Source organism: Amycolatopsis sp. NPDC114503, assembly GCF_055633655.1.
In genome coordinates, this window is sequence record NZ_JBVKDT010000010.1 from 129,453 (window position 1) to 143,146 (window position 13,694).

At 70.7% G+C, this 13,694-nt stretch carries 13 protein-coding genes; 8 read left to right on the plus strand and 5 right to left on the minus strand.

Translation table 11 applies throughout. The features are described 5' to 3' along the window. Nucleotides 1-67 precede the first annotated feature (67 nt). Genes cbiE through ACZ7OI_RS35675 form a run of 6 tightly spaced genes read left to right on the plus strand, consistent with a single transcriptional unit; the run spans nucleotide 68 to nucleotide 7,470 of the window. Nucleotides 68-1,216 carry a precorrin-6y C5,15-methyltransferase (decarboxylating) subunit CbiE gene (gene cbiE, locus ACZ7OI_RS35650; RefSeq protein WP_470268485.1) on the plus strand — a complete coding sequence of 383 codons (1,149 nt, stop codon included), beginning with the start codon at nucleotides 68-70 and terminating at the stop codon, nucleotides 1,214-1,216. Then, complete coding sequence (cobM, locus tag ACZ7OI_RS35655; RefSeq protein WP_470268486.1) at nucleotides 1,213-1,974, plus strand: precorrin-4 C(11)-methyltransferase; 762 nt, start codon at nucleotides 1,213-1,215, stop codon at nucleotides 1,972-1,974. Before cbiE ends, cobM begins: the two co-directional genes overlap by 4 nt. Then, nucleotides 1,971-2,981 carry a Gfo/Idh/MocA family protein gene (locus tag ACZ7OI_RS35660; protein WP_470268487.1) on the plus strand — a complete coding sequence of 337 codons (1,011 nt, stop codon included), beginning with the start codon at nucleotides 1,971-1,973 and terminating at the stop codon, nucleotides 2,979-2,981. The genes cobM and ACZ7OI_RS35660 overlap by 4 nt, the downstream gene beginning before the upstream one ends. Continuing rightward, on the plus strand, nucleotides 2,978-3,706 hold the full coding sequence (locus tag ACZ7OI_RS35665; RefSeq protein WP_470268488.1) for a cobalt-precorrin-6A reductase: 729 nt from the start codon (nucleotides 2,978-2,980) through the stop codon (nucleotides 3,704-3,706). The genes ACZ7OI_RS35660 and ACZ7OI_RS35665 overlap by 4 nt, the downstream gene beginning before the upstream one ends. After that, on the plus strand, nucleotides 3,703-4,362 hold the full coding sequence (gene bluB, locus ACZ7OI_RS35670; protein ID WP_470268489.1) for a 5,6-dimethylbenzimidazole synthase: 660 nt from the start codon (nucleotides 3,703-3,705) through the stop codon (nucleotides 4,360-4,362). The genes ACZ7OI_RS35665 and bluB overlap by 4 nt, the downstream gene beginning before the upstream one ends. Nucleotides 4,363-4,380: 18 nt before the next feature. Further along, complete coding sequence (locus tag ACZ7OI_RS35675; protein WP_470268490.1) at nucleotides 4,381-7,470, plus strand: arabinosyltransferase domain-containing protein; 3,090 nt, start codon at nucleotides 4,381-4,383, stop codon at nucleotides 7,468-7,470. Nucleotides 7,471-7,512: 42 nt separating this feature from the next. Here ACZ7OI_RS35675 and ACZ7OI_RS35680 read toward each other — a convergent pair whose 3' ends face one another. Continuing rightward, nucleotides 7,513-8,667, minus strand: coding sequence for an MFS transporter (locus ACZ7OI_RS35680; protein ID WP_470268491.1), 1,155 nt, complete (start codon nucleotides 8,665-8,667; stop codon nucleotides 7,513-7,515). Nucleotides 8,668-8,721: 54 nt separating this feature from the next. Here ACZ7OI_RS35680 and ACZ7OI_RS35685 point away from each other — a divergent pair, with 54 nt between their 5' ends. Continuing rightward, nucleotides 8,722-9,510 carry an AraC family transcriptional regulator gene (locus ACZ7OI_RS35685; RefSeq protein WP_470268492.1) on the plus strand — a complete coding sequence of 263 codons (789 nt, stop codon included), beginning with the start codon at nucleotides 8,722-8,724 and terminating at the stop codon, nucleotides 9,508-9,510. On the opposite strand, the gene ACZ7OI_RS35690 is transcribed toward ACZ7OI_RS35685, so the two are convergent. Beyond that, nucleotides 9,410-9,913 (minus strand): hypothetical protein, encoded by a 504-nt coding sequence (locus ACZ7OI_RS35690; protein ID WP_470268493.1) that lies wholly within the window; start codon nucleotides 9,911-9,913, stop codon nucleotides 9,410-9,412. The genes ACZ7OI_RS35685 and ACZ7OI_RS35690 overlap by 101 nt on opposite strands. Before the next feature lie 47 nt (nucleotides 9,914-9,960). Here ACZ7OI_RS35690 and ACZ7OI_RS35695 point away from each other — a divergent pair, with 47 nt between their 5' ends. Beyond that, on the plus strand, nucleotides 9,961-10,389 hold the full coding sequence (locus ACZ7OI_RS35695) for a MarR family transcriptional regulator (protein ID WP_470268494.1): 429 nt from the start codon (nucleotides 9,961-9,963) through the stop codon (nucleotides 10,387-10,389). Here the strand turns inward: ACZ7OI_RS35695 and ACZ7OI_RS35700 are convergent. Genes ACZ7OI_RS35700 through ACZ7OI_RS35710 form a run of 3 tightly spaced genes read right to left on the minus strand, consistent with a single transcriptional unit; the run spans nucleotide 10,380 to nucleotide 13,635 of the window. Then, nucleotides 10,380-11,894 carry a precorrin-2 C(20)-methyltransferase gene (locus ACZ7OI_RS35700; RefSeq protein WP_470268495.1) on the minus strand — a complete coding sequence of 505 codons (1,515 nt, stop codon included), beginning with the start codon at nucleotides 11,892-11,894 and terminating at the stop codon, nucleotides 10,380-10,382. The two genes, ACZ7OI_RS35695 and ACZ7OI_RS35700, sit on opposite strands and share 10 nt — an antisense overlap. After that, nucleotides 11,891-12,514, minus strand: a complete 624-nt coding sequence (locus ACZ7OI_RS35705) for a precorrin-8X methylmutase (RefSeq protein WP_037354494.1) — start codon at nucleotides 12,512-12,514, stop codon at nucleotides 11,891-11,893. Before ACZ7OI_RS35705 ends, ACZ7OI_RS35700 begins: the two co-directional genes overlap by 4 nt. Next, complete coding sequence (locus tag ACZ7OI_RS35710) at nucleotides 12,511-13,635, minus strand: precorrin-3B synthase (protein WP_470268496.1); 1,125 nt, start codon at nucleotides 13,633-13,635, stop codon at nucleotides 12,511-12,513. The genes ACZ7OI_RS35705 and ACZ7OI_RS35710 overlap by 4 nt, the downstream gene beginning before the upstream one ends. Between the last annotated feature and the right edge of the window lie 59 nt (nucleotides 13,636-13,694).

Consider the following 13,694-nt stretch of genomic DNA (forward strand, 5'->3'; position numbering starts at 1 on the left):
CACTCCCTCGTGGGTCGGCGTCCGGCCGATCATCGCACAGCGAAGCTCTCGCTTAGGGTGGGAAATCGTGCGCGAAGAATCACGCCTGACGGTGGTCGGGATCGGGGCCGACGGGTGGGCCGGGCTCACCCCGGCGGCCCGCGACGCCGTGCGGCGGGCGGACGTCGTGCTCGGCGCGGAACGGCAGCTGAAGTCCTTGCCCGAAGACCTCTGCACTCAGCCGTGGCCGAGCCCGCTGCTGCCCGCGCTCGACGAGATCCTCACCGAGCAGAACGGCCGCGTCTGCGTCCTGGCGAGCGGCGACCCGTACCTGTCCGGCATCGCCACCACCCTCCGTGACCGCGGCTACGCACTCGATGTCCACCCAGCGGTCTCCTCGGTGACGCTGGCCCGCGCGCGGCTCGGCTGGTCGTTCGAGGAAACCGAGGTCGTGACGGTCGTCGGCCGCGCCGTCCACCGCGTCGCGCGAGCGCTGGCGCCCAACCGGAAACTGCTGGTCCTGGGCGGCTCCGCAACAGAACTGCGCGAGCTGCTCAAAGCCCGCGGCTACGGCGATTCCGCCCTTACCGCACTGGAAAACCTCGGCGCGGACGACGAACGGATCGCCGACGGCTGGACCCACGACCCCGGCCCGCTCACCGTGTTCGCCGTGCTCTGCGACGGCCCCGGCCTCCCGCTCATCGGACTCCCCGACGACGCCTTCGAACACGACGGCCAGCTCACCAAACGCGACCTCCGCGCGTCCGCCCTCGCCCGCCTCGCGCCAGCCCCGGGGGAACTCCTCTGGGACGTCGGAGCGGGCGCGGGCAGCGTCGGCATCGAATGGTCCCGCGCGCATCCGCTGAACCGCGCCGTAGCGATCGAACGCGATCCGGCGCGCGCCGAGCGCATCCAGCGCAACGCCAATGCCCTTGGCGTGCCGGAATTACAGGTGGTCACCGGCCCGGCACCCGAGGCACTGGCCGGACTCCCCCGCCCGGACGCGATCTTCATCGGCGGCGGCCTGACCGTCCCCGGCGTCCTCGACCAGTGTGTCGAAACCGACGCCCGGATCGTCGCGCACGGTGTCACCCTCGAAGCCGAGCAGATCCTCGCGGCCGCGTACGCCCGGCACGGCGGGGAACTGCAACGGATCTCCGTGGAGCACGCGAAACCGCTCGGCGGGTTCACCGGATGGACGCCGTCCCGAGCAGTCACGCAGTGGAGCTGGAAATGACCGTTTACTTCATCGGCGCCGGACCGGGCGCGGCCGACCTGATCACCGTGCGCGGCCGCGACCTGCTCGCGCGCTGCCAGGTGTGCCTGTACCCGGGCAGCATGACGCCGACCGACCTGCTCGCCTACTGCGCGCCGGACGCCGAACGCGTCGACACCGCGAACCTCAGCCTCGACCACATCACCGCGAAGCTCATCGACGCGCATCGAGCCGGGCACGACGTCGCGCGGCTGTGCTCTGGAGATCCGTCGCTGTACAGCGCGGTTGCCGAGCAGGTGCGGCGGCTGGAACCGGAAGGCGTGCCGTACGAGATGGTGCCCGGGGTTCCGGCCTTCGCCGCGTCCGCCGCCGTGCTCGGGCGGGAACTGACCGTGCCGGGAATCGGACAGAGCCTCGTGATCACGCGCGCGCAGGCGAGGTCCACCGCGATGCCGGACGCCGAAACGCTCGAGAATTTCGCGCGCACCGGCACGACTCTCGCGCTGCACCTGGCGATCAACCACATCGAGCGCGTCACCGAAGAACTCGCCGGCCACTACGGCGAGGACTGTCCCGCCGCCGTCGTCGCCTTGGCCAGCCAGCCCGGGGAAACGGTGGTGCGCGGCACGCTCAAGGACATCGCAGGCCAGGCGCGAGAAGCCGGAATGACCCGCGCGGCCACGATTTTCGTCGGACGGGTCCTCGCCGCAGGCGGATTCCCGGACAGTTTCCTGTATTCGAGCACCCGCGATCGGGCGAGCCAACCGGAGTCGTTGTGACCGAACTGCGCTGGGGCCTGCTGGCCACCGGGACCATCGCCGCCGAATTCGCCGCGGGCGTCGAGCAAAGCCGCCACGGCGTGCTCGCCGCAGTGGCCTCGCGCACGGCCGAGCGGGCACGGGATTTCGCGACCAGGTACGAAATCCCGAAGGCGTACGGAAGCTACGAAGAACTTCTCGCCGACCCGGACGTCGACGCCGTTTACGTGGCGACTCCGCACGCGCAGCACGAGGAATGGGCGATCCGGGCCGTCGAAGCGGGAAAGCACGTGCTGTGCGAGAAACCGCTCACGCTCACCGCGGCCGACGCGGAAAAAGTCATCGACGCCGCACGGCGCAACGACGTTTTCCTCATGGAAGCGTTCATGTACCGGCTGCACCCGCAGACGCGACGGCTGGTCGAGCTGATCGAATGCGGCGCGATCGGCGAAGTCCGCGCGGTGGACGTCACGTTCAGCTTCGATTCCGACGAAAACGACGCGGCTCGCCTCGGCGACCCCGCGCTCGGCGGCGGCGGAATCCTCGACGTCGGCTGCTACTGCACCTCGCTGGCCCGGCTGGTTTCCCAGGCCGCGACCGGAATTCCGGCAGTGGAGCCGACGCGCGTCACCGGCATGGCGCGGCTCACCGAAAGCGGCGTCGACGAGTTCGCGATGGGTTTGCTACGGCTGCCCGGCGACATCATCGCCCAGCTGTCCTGCGGCTATCTGCTCACCCAGGACGACCACATCCGGATCTACGGCACCACCGGCCAGCTGTATGTGCCGAAACCCGCGTGGATCCACGAACTGCGCACGCCGGGCGTCTCGACGATCGTGCTGACTCCGTCGGGCGGCGAGCCGGAAGTCATCGAAATCGAAGCCACACAAGGGGTTTACGCCCGCGAAGCGGATTACGTCGCCGCGCACGTCGCTGACCGGCAAGGCCCGGAGCTGACCTGGGCGGAGACGCTCGCCAACATGCGCACCCTCGACCGGTGGCGCACGGCCGTCGGGTACGGGCGATGACCGTCCTGATCTTGGGCGGCACCGCGGAAGCCCGCGACCTTGCCGCCCAGCTGCACGAACGCGCCGTCCCGGTGGTCTCCTCGCTGGCCGGGCGTGTCACGCGACCGCGGCTGCCGGTCGGCGAAGTGCGGGTCGGCGGATTCGGCGGCGTCGAAGGTCTCACGACCTGGCTGCGCGAAAACGGCGTGCAGGCAGTGATCGACGCCACGCATCCGTTCGCGGAACGCATCGGCGCCAACGCTTTCCACGCCACTCAAGCTGCTGGCATTCCCCTCCTGCGGCTCGCGCGCCCCGGCTGGCAGCCGACCGGCGACGACCGCTGGCATTGGGCCGCCGACCTCGAAGACGCCGCGGCACTCCTGCCCGGCCTCGGCACCCGCGTGTTCCTCACCAGCGGCCGCCAGGGTTTGGCCGCGTTCGCCGACCTCGACCCGCTGTGGTTCCTGATCCGCTGCGTCGACCCGCCCGGCCAGCCGCTGCCGCGACAGCACGAGGTGGTCCTCGACCGCGGCCCGTACCGCCTCGACGGCGAACGCGCGCTGATGACCGAACACGACATCGACGTCCTGGTCACCAAGGACAGCGGCGGCGCGATGACCGCCGCGAAGCTGGACGCCGCGCGGGAACTCGGCCTGCCGGTGGTCGTCGTGCGCCGTCCGCCCCGACCGTCCACAACGGAAACCGCGGACGTCACCGCCGCTGTCGAATGGGTACTGAAGCAATGAACGAACTGTTTTACGAAGTCCTGCACCGCCGCCGCGACGTCCGCGCCGAGTTCACCGGCGAACCGGTCGACGACGCCGTCCTCACCCGGGTGCTCGAGGCCGCGCACGCCGCGCCGAGCGTCGGGATGAGCCAGCCGTGGGACTTCGTGCTGGTCCGCGACCCCGGCACCCGCGAGGAATTCGCCCGCCACGTGCACGAGGAACGCGACGTCTTCGCCGCGTCCCTGGACGGCGAGCGCGCGGAGACGTTCGCCAAGATCAAGGTCGAGGGCATCCGCGAATCGAGCCTCGGCATCGTCGTCACCTACGACGAGCAGCGCGGCGCCCCGGCCGTGCTCGGGCGGCACGCGATCGCCGACGCCGGGCTGTACTCGGTGTGCCTCGCGATCCAGAACCTGTGGCTGGCCGCGACCGCGGAAGGGCTCGGCGTCGGGTGGGTGAGTTTTTACCGCGAACCCGCGCTCGCGAAGCTGCTCGGCATCCCCGCCGGGATCCGCCCGGTCGCCTGGCTTTGCGTAGGACCGGTCACGAATCTCGCCGAGGTCCCGGACCTGGAACGGCACGGCTGGCGCAGCCGCGCGCCGCTGGCCAGCGCGTTACACCACGAGCGCTTCACCCCGCGCGACGAGGGGCCCGCGCGACAGCGTCAACCATGACCCAATAGATTTCCTCTAATGCGTCCGATTGCCGTAGTGCTGGGGTTGCTTTCGGCGCTGTGCGCCCTGGCCTATCCCTTCCTGCCGGTCGTGCAGGACACCGCGGAAGTCGTCTGGCCCACCGCCTCCGACACGCGTTCCGTCAACGCGCCCTTGACCGGGTACTGGGCACAGGACCTGAAGGCCGAACTGCCCTGCGACACGATCCGCTCGCTCGACGCGCGCACGAACGGCCCCGCGCTGCTGTTCTCGACCGTCCCGGACGGGCGCACCGGCAAGCACGCGGCCAACGGCGTCGGCCTTCAGCTGCGCGTCGACAACGGCGTGCTGCTCGCGTCCAGCCAGGGCCAGCAGATCTCGCAGCAGCCGCTCCCGGAGACCGGCTGCTCGGTCACGCTCGATTCGGACGCGACCCAGATGACGCTCTCGGTCGGCAAGACCCCGATCTTCCACACCACCGGCGACGTCCGGCCGCGCGTGCTCGGCATCTACTCCTCGATCACCTCCGCGCGCGACCCGATCGCCGGGCTGCACGTGTCGGTCGTCCCGGACACCCGCTACCAGACCTCGCCGACCACGCTGAAGATCGTCGTCGGCATCCTCGCCGCGCTGTCGTTCCTCGGCTGCCTGATCGCGGTGTGGCGGATGGACTCCGGGTTCGCCCGCCGCGCGCCGCGCTGGGCCCCGGTCGGCTGGTGGCGGCTCACCGGCCGCGACGCGACGGTGTTCGGCGTGCTCGGCGCGTGGGTCTTCATCGGGCCGGTGACGTCGGACGACGGCTACATCCTCACCATGGCCCGGGTCACCGAGGCCACCGGCTACCTCACGAACTACCACCGCTGGTTCGGCGTCGCGGAGGCCCCGTTCGGCTGGTTCTACCACCTGTACGAGCTGATGACGCACGTCAGCACGGTGCCGCCGTGGATCCGGCTGCCCTCGTACCTGCTCGGCGTGATCAGCTGGCTGCTGATCAGCCGCGAGGTGATGCCGCGGCTGGGCACGCAGGTCCGCCGCAGCCGCGCCGCCGGCTGGGCCGCCGCGGCGGTGTTCCTGGTCTGGTGGATGCCCTACAACAACGGCGTCCGGCCGGAACCGGTCGCCGCGCTCGGGTCGCTGCTGGCCATCTGCGCGGTCGAACGCGCGCTGGTCACCCGCCGTCTGCTGCCGCTGTGCCTCGGCCTGACCGCGGCCGCGTTCACCCTCGCCGCGACGCCGACCGGGCTCATCGCGGTGGCCCCGTTCCTGGTCGCCGGGAAGCCGCTGTTCAAGCTGGTCCGGCAGCGTTCGTCGAGCGGCTGGCTGCCGATGCTCGCGCCGATCCTGGCGTCCGGCTTCCTGGTGCTCGTGGTGATGTTCGCCGACCAGACGTTCGCGACGGTCCAGGAGGCCACCCGCATCCGCACCGCGGTCGGCCCGAACCTGTCGTGGTTCCAGGAACTCGCGCGGTACCAATTGCTGTTCGAGAACCTGCCGGACGGCTCCGCGCCGCGCCGGTTCCCGGTGCTGCTCGTGCTGCTCTGCACGGTCACCTGCCTGGTGGTGCTGCTGCGCCGCGGCCGGATCCCCGGCGCGGCGCTCGGGCCGAGCCGGCGGCTGATCGGCACCACAGCGCTGTTCTTCCTGCTGCTCGCGCTGACCCCGACGAAATGGACGCACCACTTCGGCGCGTTCGCCGCGGTCGGCGCGTCGATGGCGGCGCTCACCGCGCTGGCGACCAGTTCCACGGTGCTGCGCTCCAACCGGAACCGAGCGGCGTTCCTGGCGGTGCTGCTGGTGGTCGCCGCGCTCGCCGCGACCGGGCCGAACGCGTACTGGTTCGTCTCGAAGATCGGGGTGCCGTGGACGAACGGCGCGCCCTCGGTCGGCGGCATCCCGCTGTCGACGATCCTGCTCGGGGCCGCCGCCGTCGCCGGGATCTACGCGTTCGTGGAGAACATCCGGGCGCACCGGCCGGGACCGGCGCCGCAGGAAGGCCGGAGCCGGTCGCTGCGGCTCGGTTCGCTGTCGCTGGTCGTGGTGTGCGGTCTGGTCGCCGCGGGCGAGATCTACACGATGGGCGCGGCGATCTACTTCCAGCGCGACAGCTACAGCCTCGGCGCGGCCAACGTCGGGCATCTGTTCGGCAAGAGCTGCAACCTGTCCGATCACGTGATGGTCGAGCGCGACGCGGCGAAGAGCATCCTGCACCCGCAGCCCGAACAGCGGACCGTGCCGGAGAAGCCGGTCGCGCAGAACCCGCCGAACCCGCTGCCGAACCCGGACCAGGACAACGGCCGCGTCCGGACCGGCTTCCACACCAGCCCGGTCGACGACAAGGACCCGCTGGCCGAGCCGCCGCACGGGTTCAAGCAGGACCAGGTGCCGATGTGGAGCAGCTACCTCGACACCCAGACCCGCGCCGGACGGCTGCGCAGCGACTGGTACGCCCTCACCGACCGGACCGAGAACGGCCAGATCGTGGTCGCCACCGCGAGCCAGTCGCGGCGGCCCACGTCGGTGAGCCTGGAGTACGGCGTCAACACTCCCGAGGGCGTGCGCGTGCTGCGCGGCCAGTTCGCGCTCCCGCCCGGCGCGGGCACCGGCGGCTGGAACGACACCCGGATCAACCTGCGCGACCTTCCGCCGGAAACCACGTCGGTGCGGATCGTGATGGTGGACAACGACCTCACCGAGGACGGCTGGATCGCCGCGTCCGCGCCCCGCGTGCCGACGTTCACCACGCTCACCGACAAACTGGCGGGCAAATCGGTGTACATCGACTGGCCCGCGTCGTTCGTGTACCCGTGCGCGAACCCGGTCACCTCGCACGACGGCATCTCCGCGATGCCGGACTACCGGATCACTCCCGGCCAGCTCGCCGACGAGGCGAAATGGGCGTCCAGCACCAACGGCGGCCCGAACGGCTGGCTCGAGGAGATCGCGGACGAGCCGGAGGTGCCGAGCTATCTGAACGGGCAGCCGTACCAGTCTTGGGGACAGTTGCTGCAGATCGAGCCGTATACGACCGGGGTGGCGCCGACGGTGCGGCAGGGGGAGAAGACGGTCTGGGGCTGGTGGTCGCCTGGGCCTGGGCCTTCTCAGCCGAACGGCAAGGACCCGACGCGCTAGGGCCTCGTGAGTGGCGAAGCCGGTTCTCACCGGCGTTGCCACTCACGAGGGCTCCCGCAACCTCCGCGCCGCAACCACCGACACCGCGGGCAGCACCGCCAGCGCCAGCAACGCCCACTGCAACCCGGCCGCGTTGGCGAGCGCCCCCACGGCAGGCGCGGCCACCCCGCCGACGCTCACCGCCAGCCCCAGCGTCACCCCGCTGGCGGTGCCGAGGCGATTCGGCAGATAGTCCTGGCCGAGCGTGACGTGCAGGGAAAACGGGACATACAACGCCAACGCCGCTAACGCGACCAGCACGAACACGCCGTACCCCGGCACCAGCGCGATCCCGGCGACCGCGGGCACTGACACGACGTACGCGAGGTAAACCGTCCGGATCCTCCCCCACCGTCCGGCCAGCACGCCGCCCAGCAACGTGCCCAGCGCGCCGACCCCGAACAGCACCGCCAAAGCCACTTCCCCGGCGAGCACGCTGCCGGTCCGCTGCGTGACCCAGATGGCGAGGAAGGTGTTGAGCGAGAAGGCCGCGATGGAGCGTCCGACGACCACGACGGTCAGCCACCCGAACTGACGCCAATCGTCCCGCCCGGCGTGGTCCCTCTGCCGCACGGCGGAATGCAGATCGCTCATCCGCCGGAACAACGCGGCGACGACCACCCCGGCGACGAGCGCGGGCAGCACCAGATACGGCGTCGCGCCGAGTCCGCCCGCCTGCAGCACCGGGGTGACGAGGATCGGCCCGAGGGCGAAACCGACGTTGCCGCCCAAGGAAAACCAGCTCATCCCGACGTGCCCGCGCCCGGCGATCCGGCGGGCGATCCGCGCGGATTCCGGGTGGTAGGCAGCGACGCCGAGGCCGGACAACGCGATCGCGAGCCAGGTCAGCGCGTAGGAATCGGCGAGCCCGGAGAGTCCGATCCCGGCACCGGCCACCGTCATCCCGACCGGCACGAGCCACGGCATCGGCCGCCGGTCGGTCAGCACGCCGAACAACGGCTGGACCACCGAAGACAGCAGCGTCGCGGCCACCGTGATCCCGGCCGCGGCGAGGTAGCCGTAATGCCGCTCGGCGACGAGAAACGGCACGAGCGCGGGGACCGCGCCTTGGTAGAGGTCGTCGACCGCGTGGCCGAGCACCATCAGCGGCATCGGCCAGCGCGCGGTGCGGGCCGGCGCGGGGAGTGTTGTCGTCACCCGATCATCGTCAGACCAGGGCGGGTCTTCGCGATTCCGTTATTGTGCCGAGTTGTGTCGATTTCCAGCCACCTGCCGACCGCGCCCACGAACATCCGGGACCTGGCCGCGACCGCGAGCATCGCCGAGCACTGGCACGACGAGCACCAGGTCGTCTACGCCAGCAGCGGCGTCCTGGCGGTGCACACGGACCGGTCGCGCTGGATCACGCCCGCACACCGAGCGCTGTGGATTCCGGCGGGCACCGTGCACTCCCACCGCGCTTACGGCGTCACGCGGTTGCATCTGTTCGGTTTTTCGCCGGAGCTGAGCCCGTTGCCGGTGACCGAGCCGACTGCGCTCGCGGTCACCCCGTTGCTGCGGGAACTGCTGATCGCGTACACCGAACTCGGCGAGGACCGTGCGACACCTGCGGGGCAACGGATGCGGGCCGTGTTATTCGATCAGCTCACCCTCGCGCCGGAACGTCCGGTGCAGGTCCCCGCCGCGCGCGATCCCCGTCTGGTCGCGGTGTGCCGGTTGCTGGAGGAAGATCCGTCCGACTCGCGCAGCCTGGAAGCGTTGGGCCGCACCGTCGGGGCGAGCGGCCGGACGCTGACCCGGCTGTTCCGCGCGGACACCGGGATGACGTTTCCGCAGTGGCGTACGCAGCTCCGGCTCTATCACGCGCTCCGGTTGCTGGTGGAGGGTCGTTCAGTGACGTCCGTGGCGCAGCTGTGCGGGTTCGCGACCACCAGCGCGTTTATCGACGTGTTCCGGCGTTCCCTTGGCCATACGCCGGGATTTTATCTCCACAATGGACAATCCGGCGCCGCACGACGAGACTCGCCGCGAGCCGGTTGACGCCGAACGAGACGAGGATCAGGCCGGTCGCGTCGAGCAGATGCGCGCCGAGAACGCCGGCCAGCGCGAACGAGCCGATGCGGATCGCGAGAAAGACCGCCCACAGCACGATTCCCGCGCCGGTGAGCCGGTACTGCACGCCGTCGGCTCGCCGGAACCGCGTCACGTAACCCATCGCGGTGCCGGTGCCCGCGACCAGGACGAGTTCGCCGACCAGCAGCCAGTCCGCCGGCTGGAGCCCGCCGCCCAGCTCGAAGCTGAGATAGACCAGTCCGATCGCGATCAGGAGAAGCGGCATCAGCAGCATCCGCCGCGGTTCGGCGGAGCGCCACTGGAACTGCCGCACGATCAGGATCCCGACCGCCACCGCGATCAGCACGTCGTCGACCATCGCCAACTCCATCACTAGTGATACTTCCCTGAATGTATCACCAGTGATTGAATAAGGCCATGCGCGCCGCCGACCTGCACCGCCTCGCCCGCTCCCTGCGCGAGATCGCCCTGACCAGCACCGGAAACACTGGCGCGGAGCAGGTCAACGCGGGAGAACTGGCCGTGGTCGAGGACGTCTCGCGCAATCCGGGCTCGACGATCAGCGACGTGACCCGCCGGACCGGGCTGGCGCAGAGCCTCGTCTCCCGGATCACGCACCAGATGGCGGACGCGGGCATCATGCTCGTGCGGCCCGACGAGAAGGACCGACGCAAGTCACGGCTGGAGATCGAACCGTCCGCACGCGCGATGTTCCGCACCCGCGCGGACGGTTCGATCGCCTCAGCCCTCGCCGCGCACGCACCGAAACTCAGTGCCGCGCAACGGAAAGAACTCACCCACCACCTCGCGGAGGCGGAACGGCTGCTGCGAAAAGGTCAGGAATAGCTCCGCGGCGTCCAGACGATCGACCGCCCGTCCGGAGCTTCTTCCACCACCGTGCGCGAAGAACCCACGATGAGCAGGCACCGCATGTCCACCGTGGACGGATCAAGCTCGCCGAGCGTGGTAACCCGGACGTCTTCCTCCGGTCCGCCGACATCGCGGGCCACCACCACCGGCGTCCCCGGATCCCGGTGCCGCAGCAGGACTTCCCGCGCGTTCTCCAGCTGAGTCACCCGAGTCCGCGAAGCCGGGTTGTACAGCGCCAGCACCAAATCCGCCGCCCCGGCAGCGTCCAGCCGCCGTTCGATGATCTCCCACGGCTTCAACCGGTCCGAAAGGGACAGCACGCAGTAGTCGTGCCCCAACGGCGCACCCACCCGAGACGCGGCCGCCTGCGCCGCCGTCACCCCGGGCACGATCCGCACCCGCGCACCGGCGCCGTTCCCGGCCGAAACCTGTTCCAGCACCGCCGAAGCCATCGCGAACACACCTGGATCCCCGGACGACACCACGGCCACCCGCGCACCCGTCGCGGCCAGCTGCAACGCCTCGACCGCCCGGTCCGCCTCGACCCGGTTCCCCGACGCGTGCCGTTGCTGCCCCGCCCGCTGCGGAACACGCGCGACATACGGTCCGTAGCCGACAATATGGTCCGCTGCCGCCAATTCCGCCGAAGCCTCCGGCGTCAGCCACTCCGGACCGGCCGGACCGAGCCCGACGACCACGACCTCGCCGCCTTCCGCCGGCGCCGAGGCGACCGGAACGGCGGGCTCACCGTCCACACGCGACTTGTAAGCCGGACTTGGCAGCAATGCCAAGGAGAAGTACGGCACCGACTCCGGATCGACGTCCGCGAACGGCTCCACCCGCTGCTGTCCCCAGGTCGCCCGCTCGACGTACCAGGCGTCGTCGAGCTTGCCCGCCTCCGCGAGCGCTTCCCGGACAGAACCGAAGGTACGGCCCAATTTCAGCACCGCCGCCGCTTCGGTGTCCGCCAACCGCCGCGCCAATTCGGGCGCTGGCAACGTTCCCGGCAGCACGGTGAGCACTTCGTCACGCTGCACCAGCGGACGGCCGAGCACCGACGACGCCGCGCTCACCGACGTCACGCCCGGCACCACCTCGGCCTCGAACCGACCGGCGAGCCGCTCGTGCATGTACATGTAGGAGCCGTAGAAGAACGGATCACCCTCGCACAACAGCACGACGTCGCGCCCCGCGTCGAGGTGCTCGGCGAGTTTTTTCGCGCTCAGCTCGTAGAAATCGGCGATCGCGCCTTCGTACCCGCCGGGATGGTCGGTGGTCTCGGTGGTGACCGGGTAGACCAGCCGCTCTTCCAGCTGCCCCTCGCGCAGATACGGCTCAGCCACCGACCGCGCGATGCTGCGCCCGTGCCGCGCGCTGTGGTAGGCGATGACGTCCGCCTCGCCGATCAGCCGCGCCGCCTTCACCGTCATCAATTCCGGATCGCCGGGACCCAGCCCGACGCCGTACAGCCGCCCCGTCATTCGACCGCGCTCGCAATCGCGTTCACGGCGCCGACGGCCATCGCACTGCCGCCGCGACGACCGTGCACGACCAGATACGGCGCTGGCGCCCGCTTCGCCAATTCCACTTTGGACTCCGCCGCGCCGACGAAACCGACCGGCACACCGATGATCGCGGCCGGCGCGCCGACGCCCTCGTCGAGCAGCTCCAGCAACCGGAACAACGCCGTCGGCGCGTTGCCGATGGCCACCACCGAACCGGGCAGCCGGTCGCGCCACAGTTCCAGCGCGGCGGCCGAGCGCGTGGTGCCCAGCCGTTCGGCCAGCCCGGGCACGCTCGGGTCGTCCAAAGTGCACACGACGTCGTTCGCCGCGGGCAGCCGTTTGCGCGTGATGCCGCTGGCGATCATCTTCGCGTCGCACAGGATCGGCGCGCCCGCCTCGAGCGCGGCGCGGCCCGCCTCGACCACGTCGAGCGAGTAGCGCAGGTCGTCGACCAGGTCGACCATGCCGCAGGAGTGGATCATCCGGACCGCGACGCCCGCGACGTCGTCGGGCAGGATCGCCAGGTCCGCCTCTTCGCGGATCGTGGCGAACGAGTGCCGGTAGATTTCGGCCCCGTCCCGCAGGTAGTCGATCACGAAGGTCCCTTTCTCGCCAACGCATCCGCCAACTCGGACGCCGGAGTCCAGCGTCCGTCGACACGGTAGCCGCCGGGTTCGGCGACAACGTCGTGGTGGGTGCCGGACGGTCGTCCGCACCGCCGTGCACAGCCCGAAACGTGCACCAGCTCTCCGCCCGCGACCAGTGTCGCCGCGTCCGCGCGGACGTCGGCGAGAGACTTCGCACACCCCGGCGCGCCGATGCAGGCGCTAAGCTCCGCCGTCGCCGGATCCGTCGACAGCCCCGCCGCGTGCAGACGCTCGATGTCCGCGCCGCCGGGCAGCAGCACCGAACGCCACGGCGTGACCACTGCGTCGCCGAAGTCCGCGATCGTGCGCAACTGCGCGGCAGTCAACTGGCCGAACCGCGGCGCGACCCCGACTGCCTCGCCCCCGTCATCGCGCCGGATCCGGCCGACCGTCGGGTCAATCCGGGTCGGCAGCAACCGCGGCGCTTCCCGCGGACCGTCCGGCACCAGCGTCGAAGGATCGTCCAGTTCCCCGATCCGCCACGCCGAACCCCGCGTGCGCGCAAACGTTTCCGCCACTGTGAGCAGCGCAGACACCGCCTCGTCGCGCGACACCAGCCAGCCGGAATCAGCGCCCGCCAACAGCACCGCACCGGTCGTCGGACCGACCGCGCGCCAGCAAACGTCCGTGCCCACGACGTCGCCGCGCCCATCGTCGAAGCCGAAGAGGAACCGCCCCGGCAGCTCCGCGAGTTCCGGCCGCGCACACAGCTCACGATCCAGCGTCGCGGAAAGCCCCCGGACGTCCGCCAGCCCGCCACGCACCCCGCCCAACGGCGAGGCCAGCACGTTCCGCACGCGCTCGTGACTGGGCGAGGGCAGCAACCCGGCTTCGGCCAGCCGTCCCGCCAGCCCCGGCCGACGCACTCCGCGCAGCTGGACGTTCGCCCGCGAGGTCAGGTGCACGTCGCCGTCGCCCAGGTCTTCCGCGCAGGAAGCCAACGCGCGCAACCGATCCGCGGTCACCACGCCGCCGGGAAGCCGCACCCTGGCGAGCGGCCCGTCCGCCGCGTCGTGCGTCGCGAAGACTCCGGGGCAGGCGTCGGCGCGCACACGGGCAGGGCTGGACATGGCGCTCACTGTAACCCGCGGCTTTTTTATCAGGCTTGCAATCATTTGTAGTACATCTG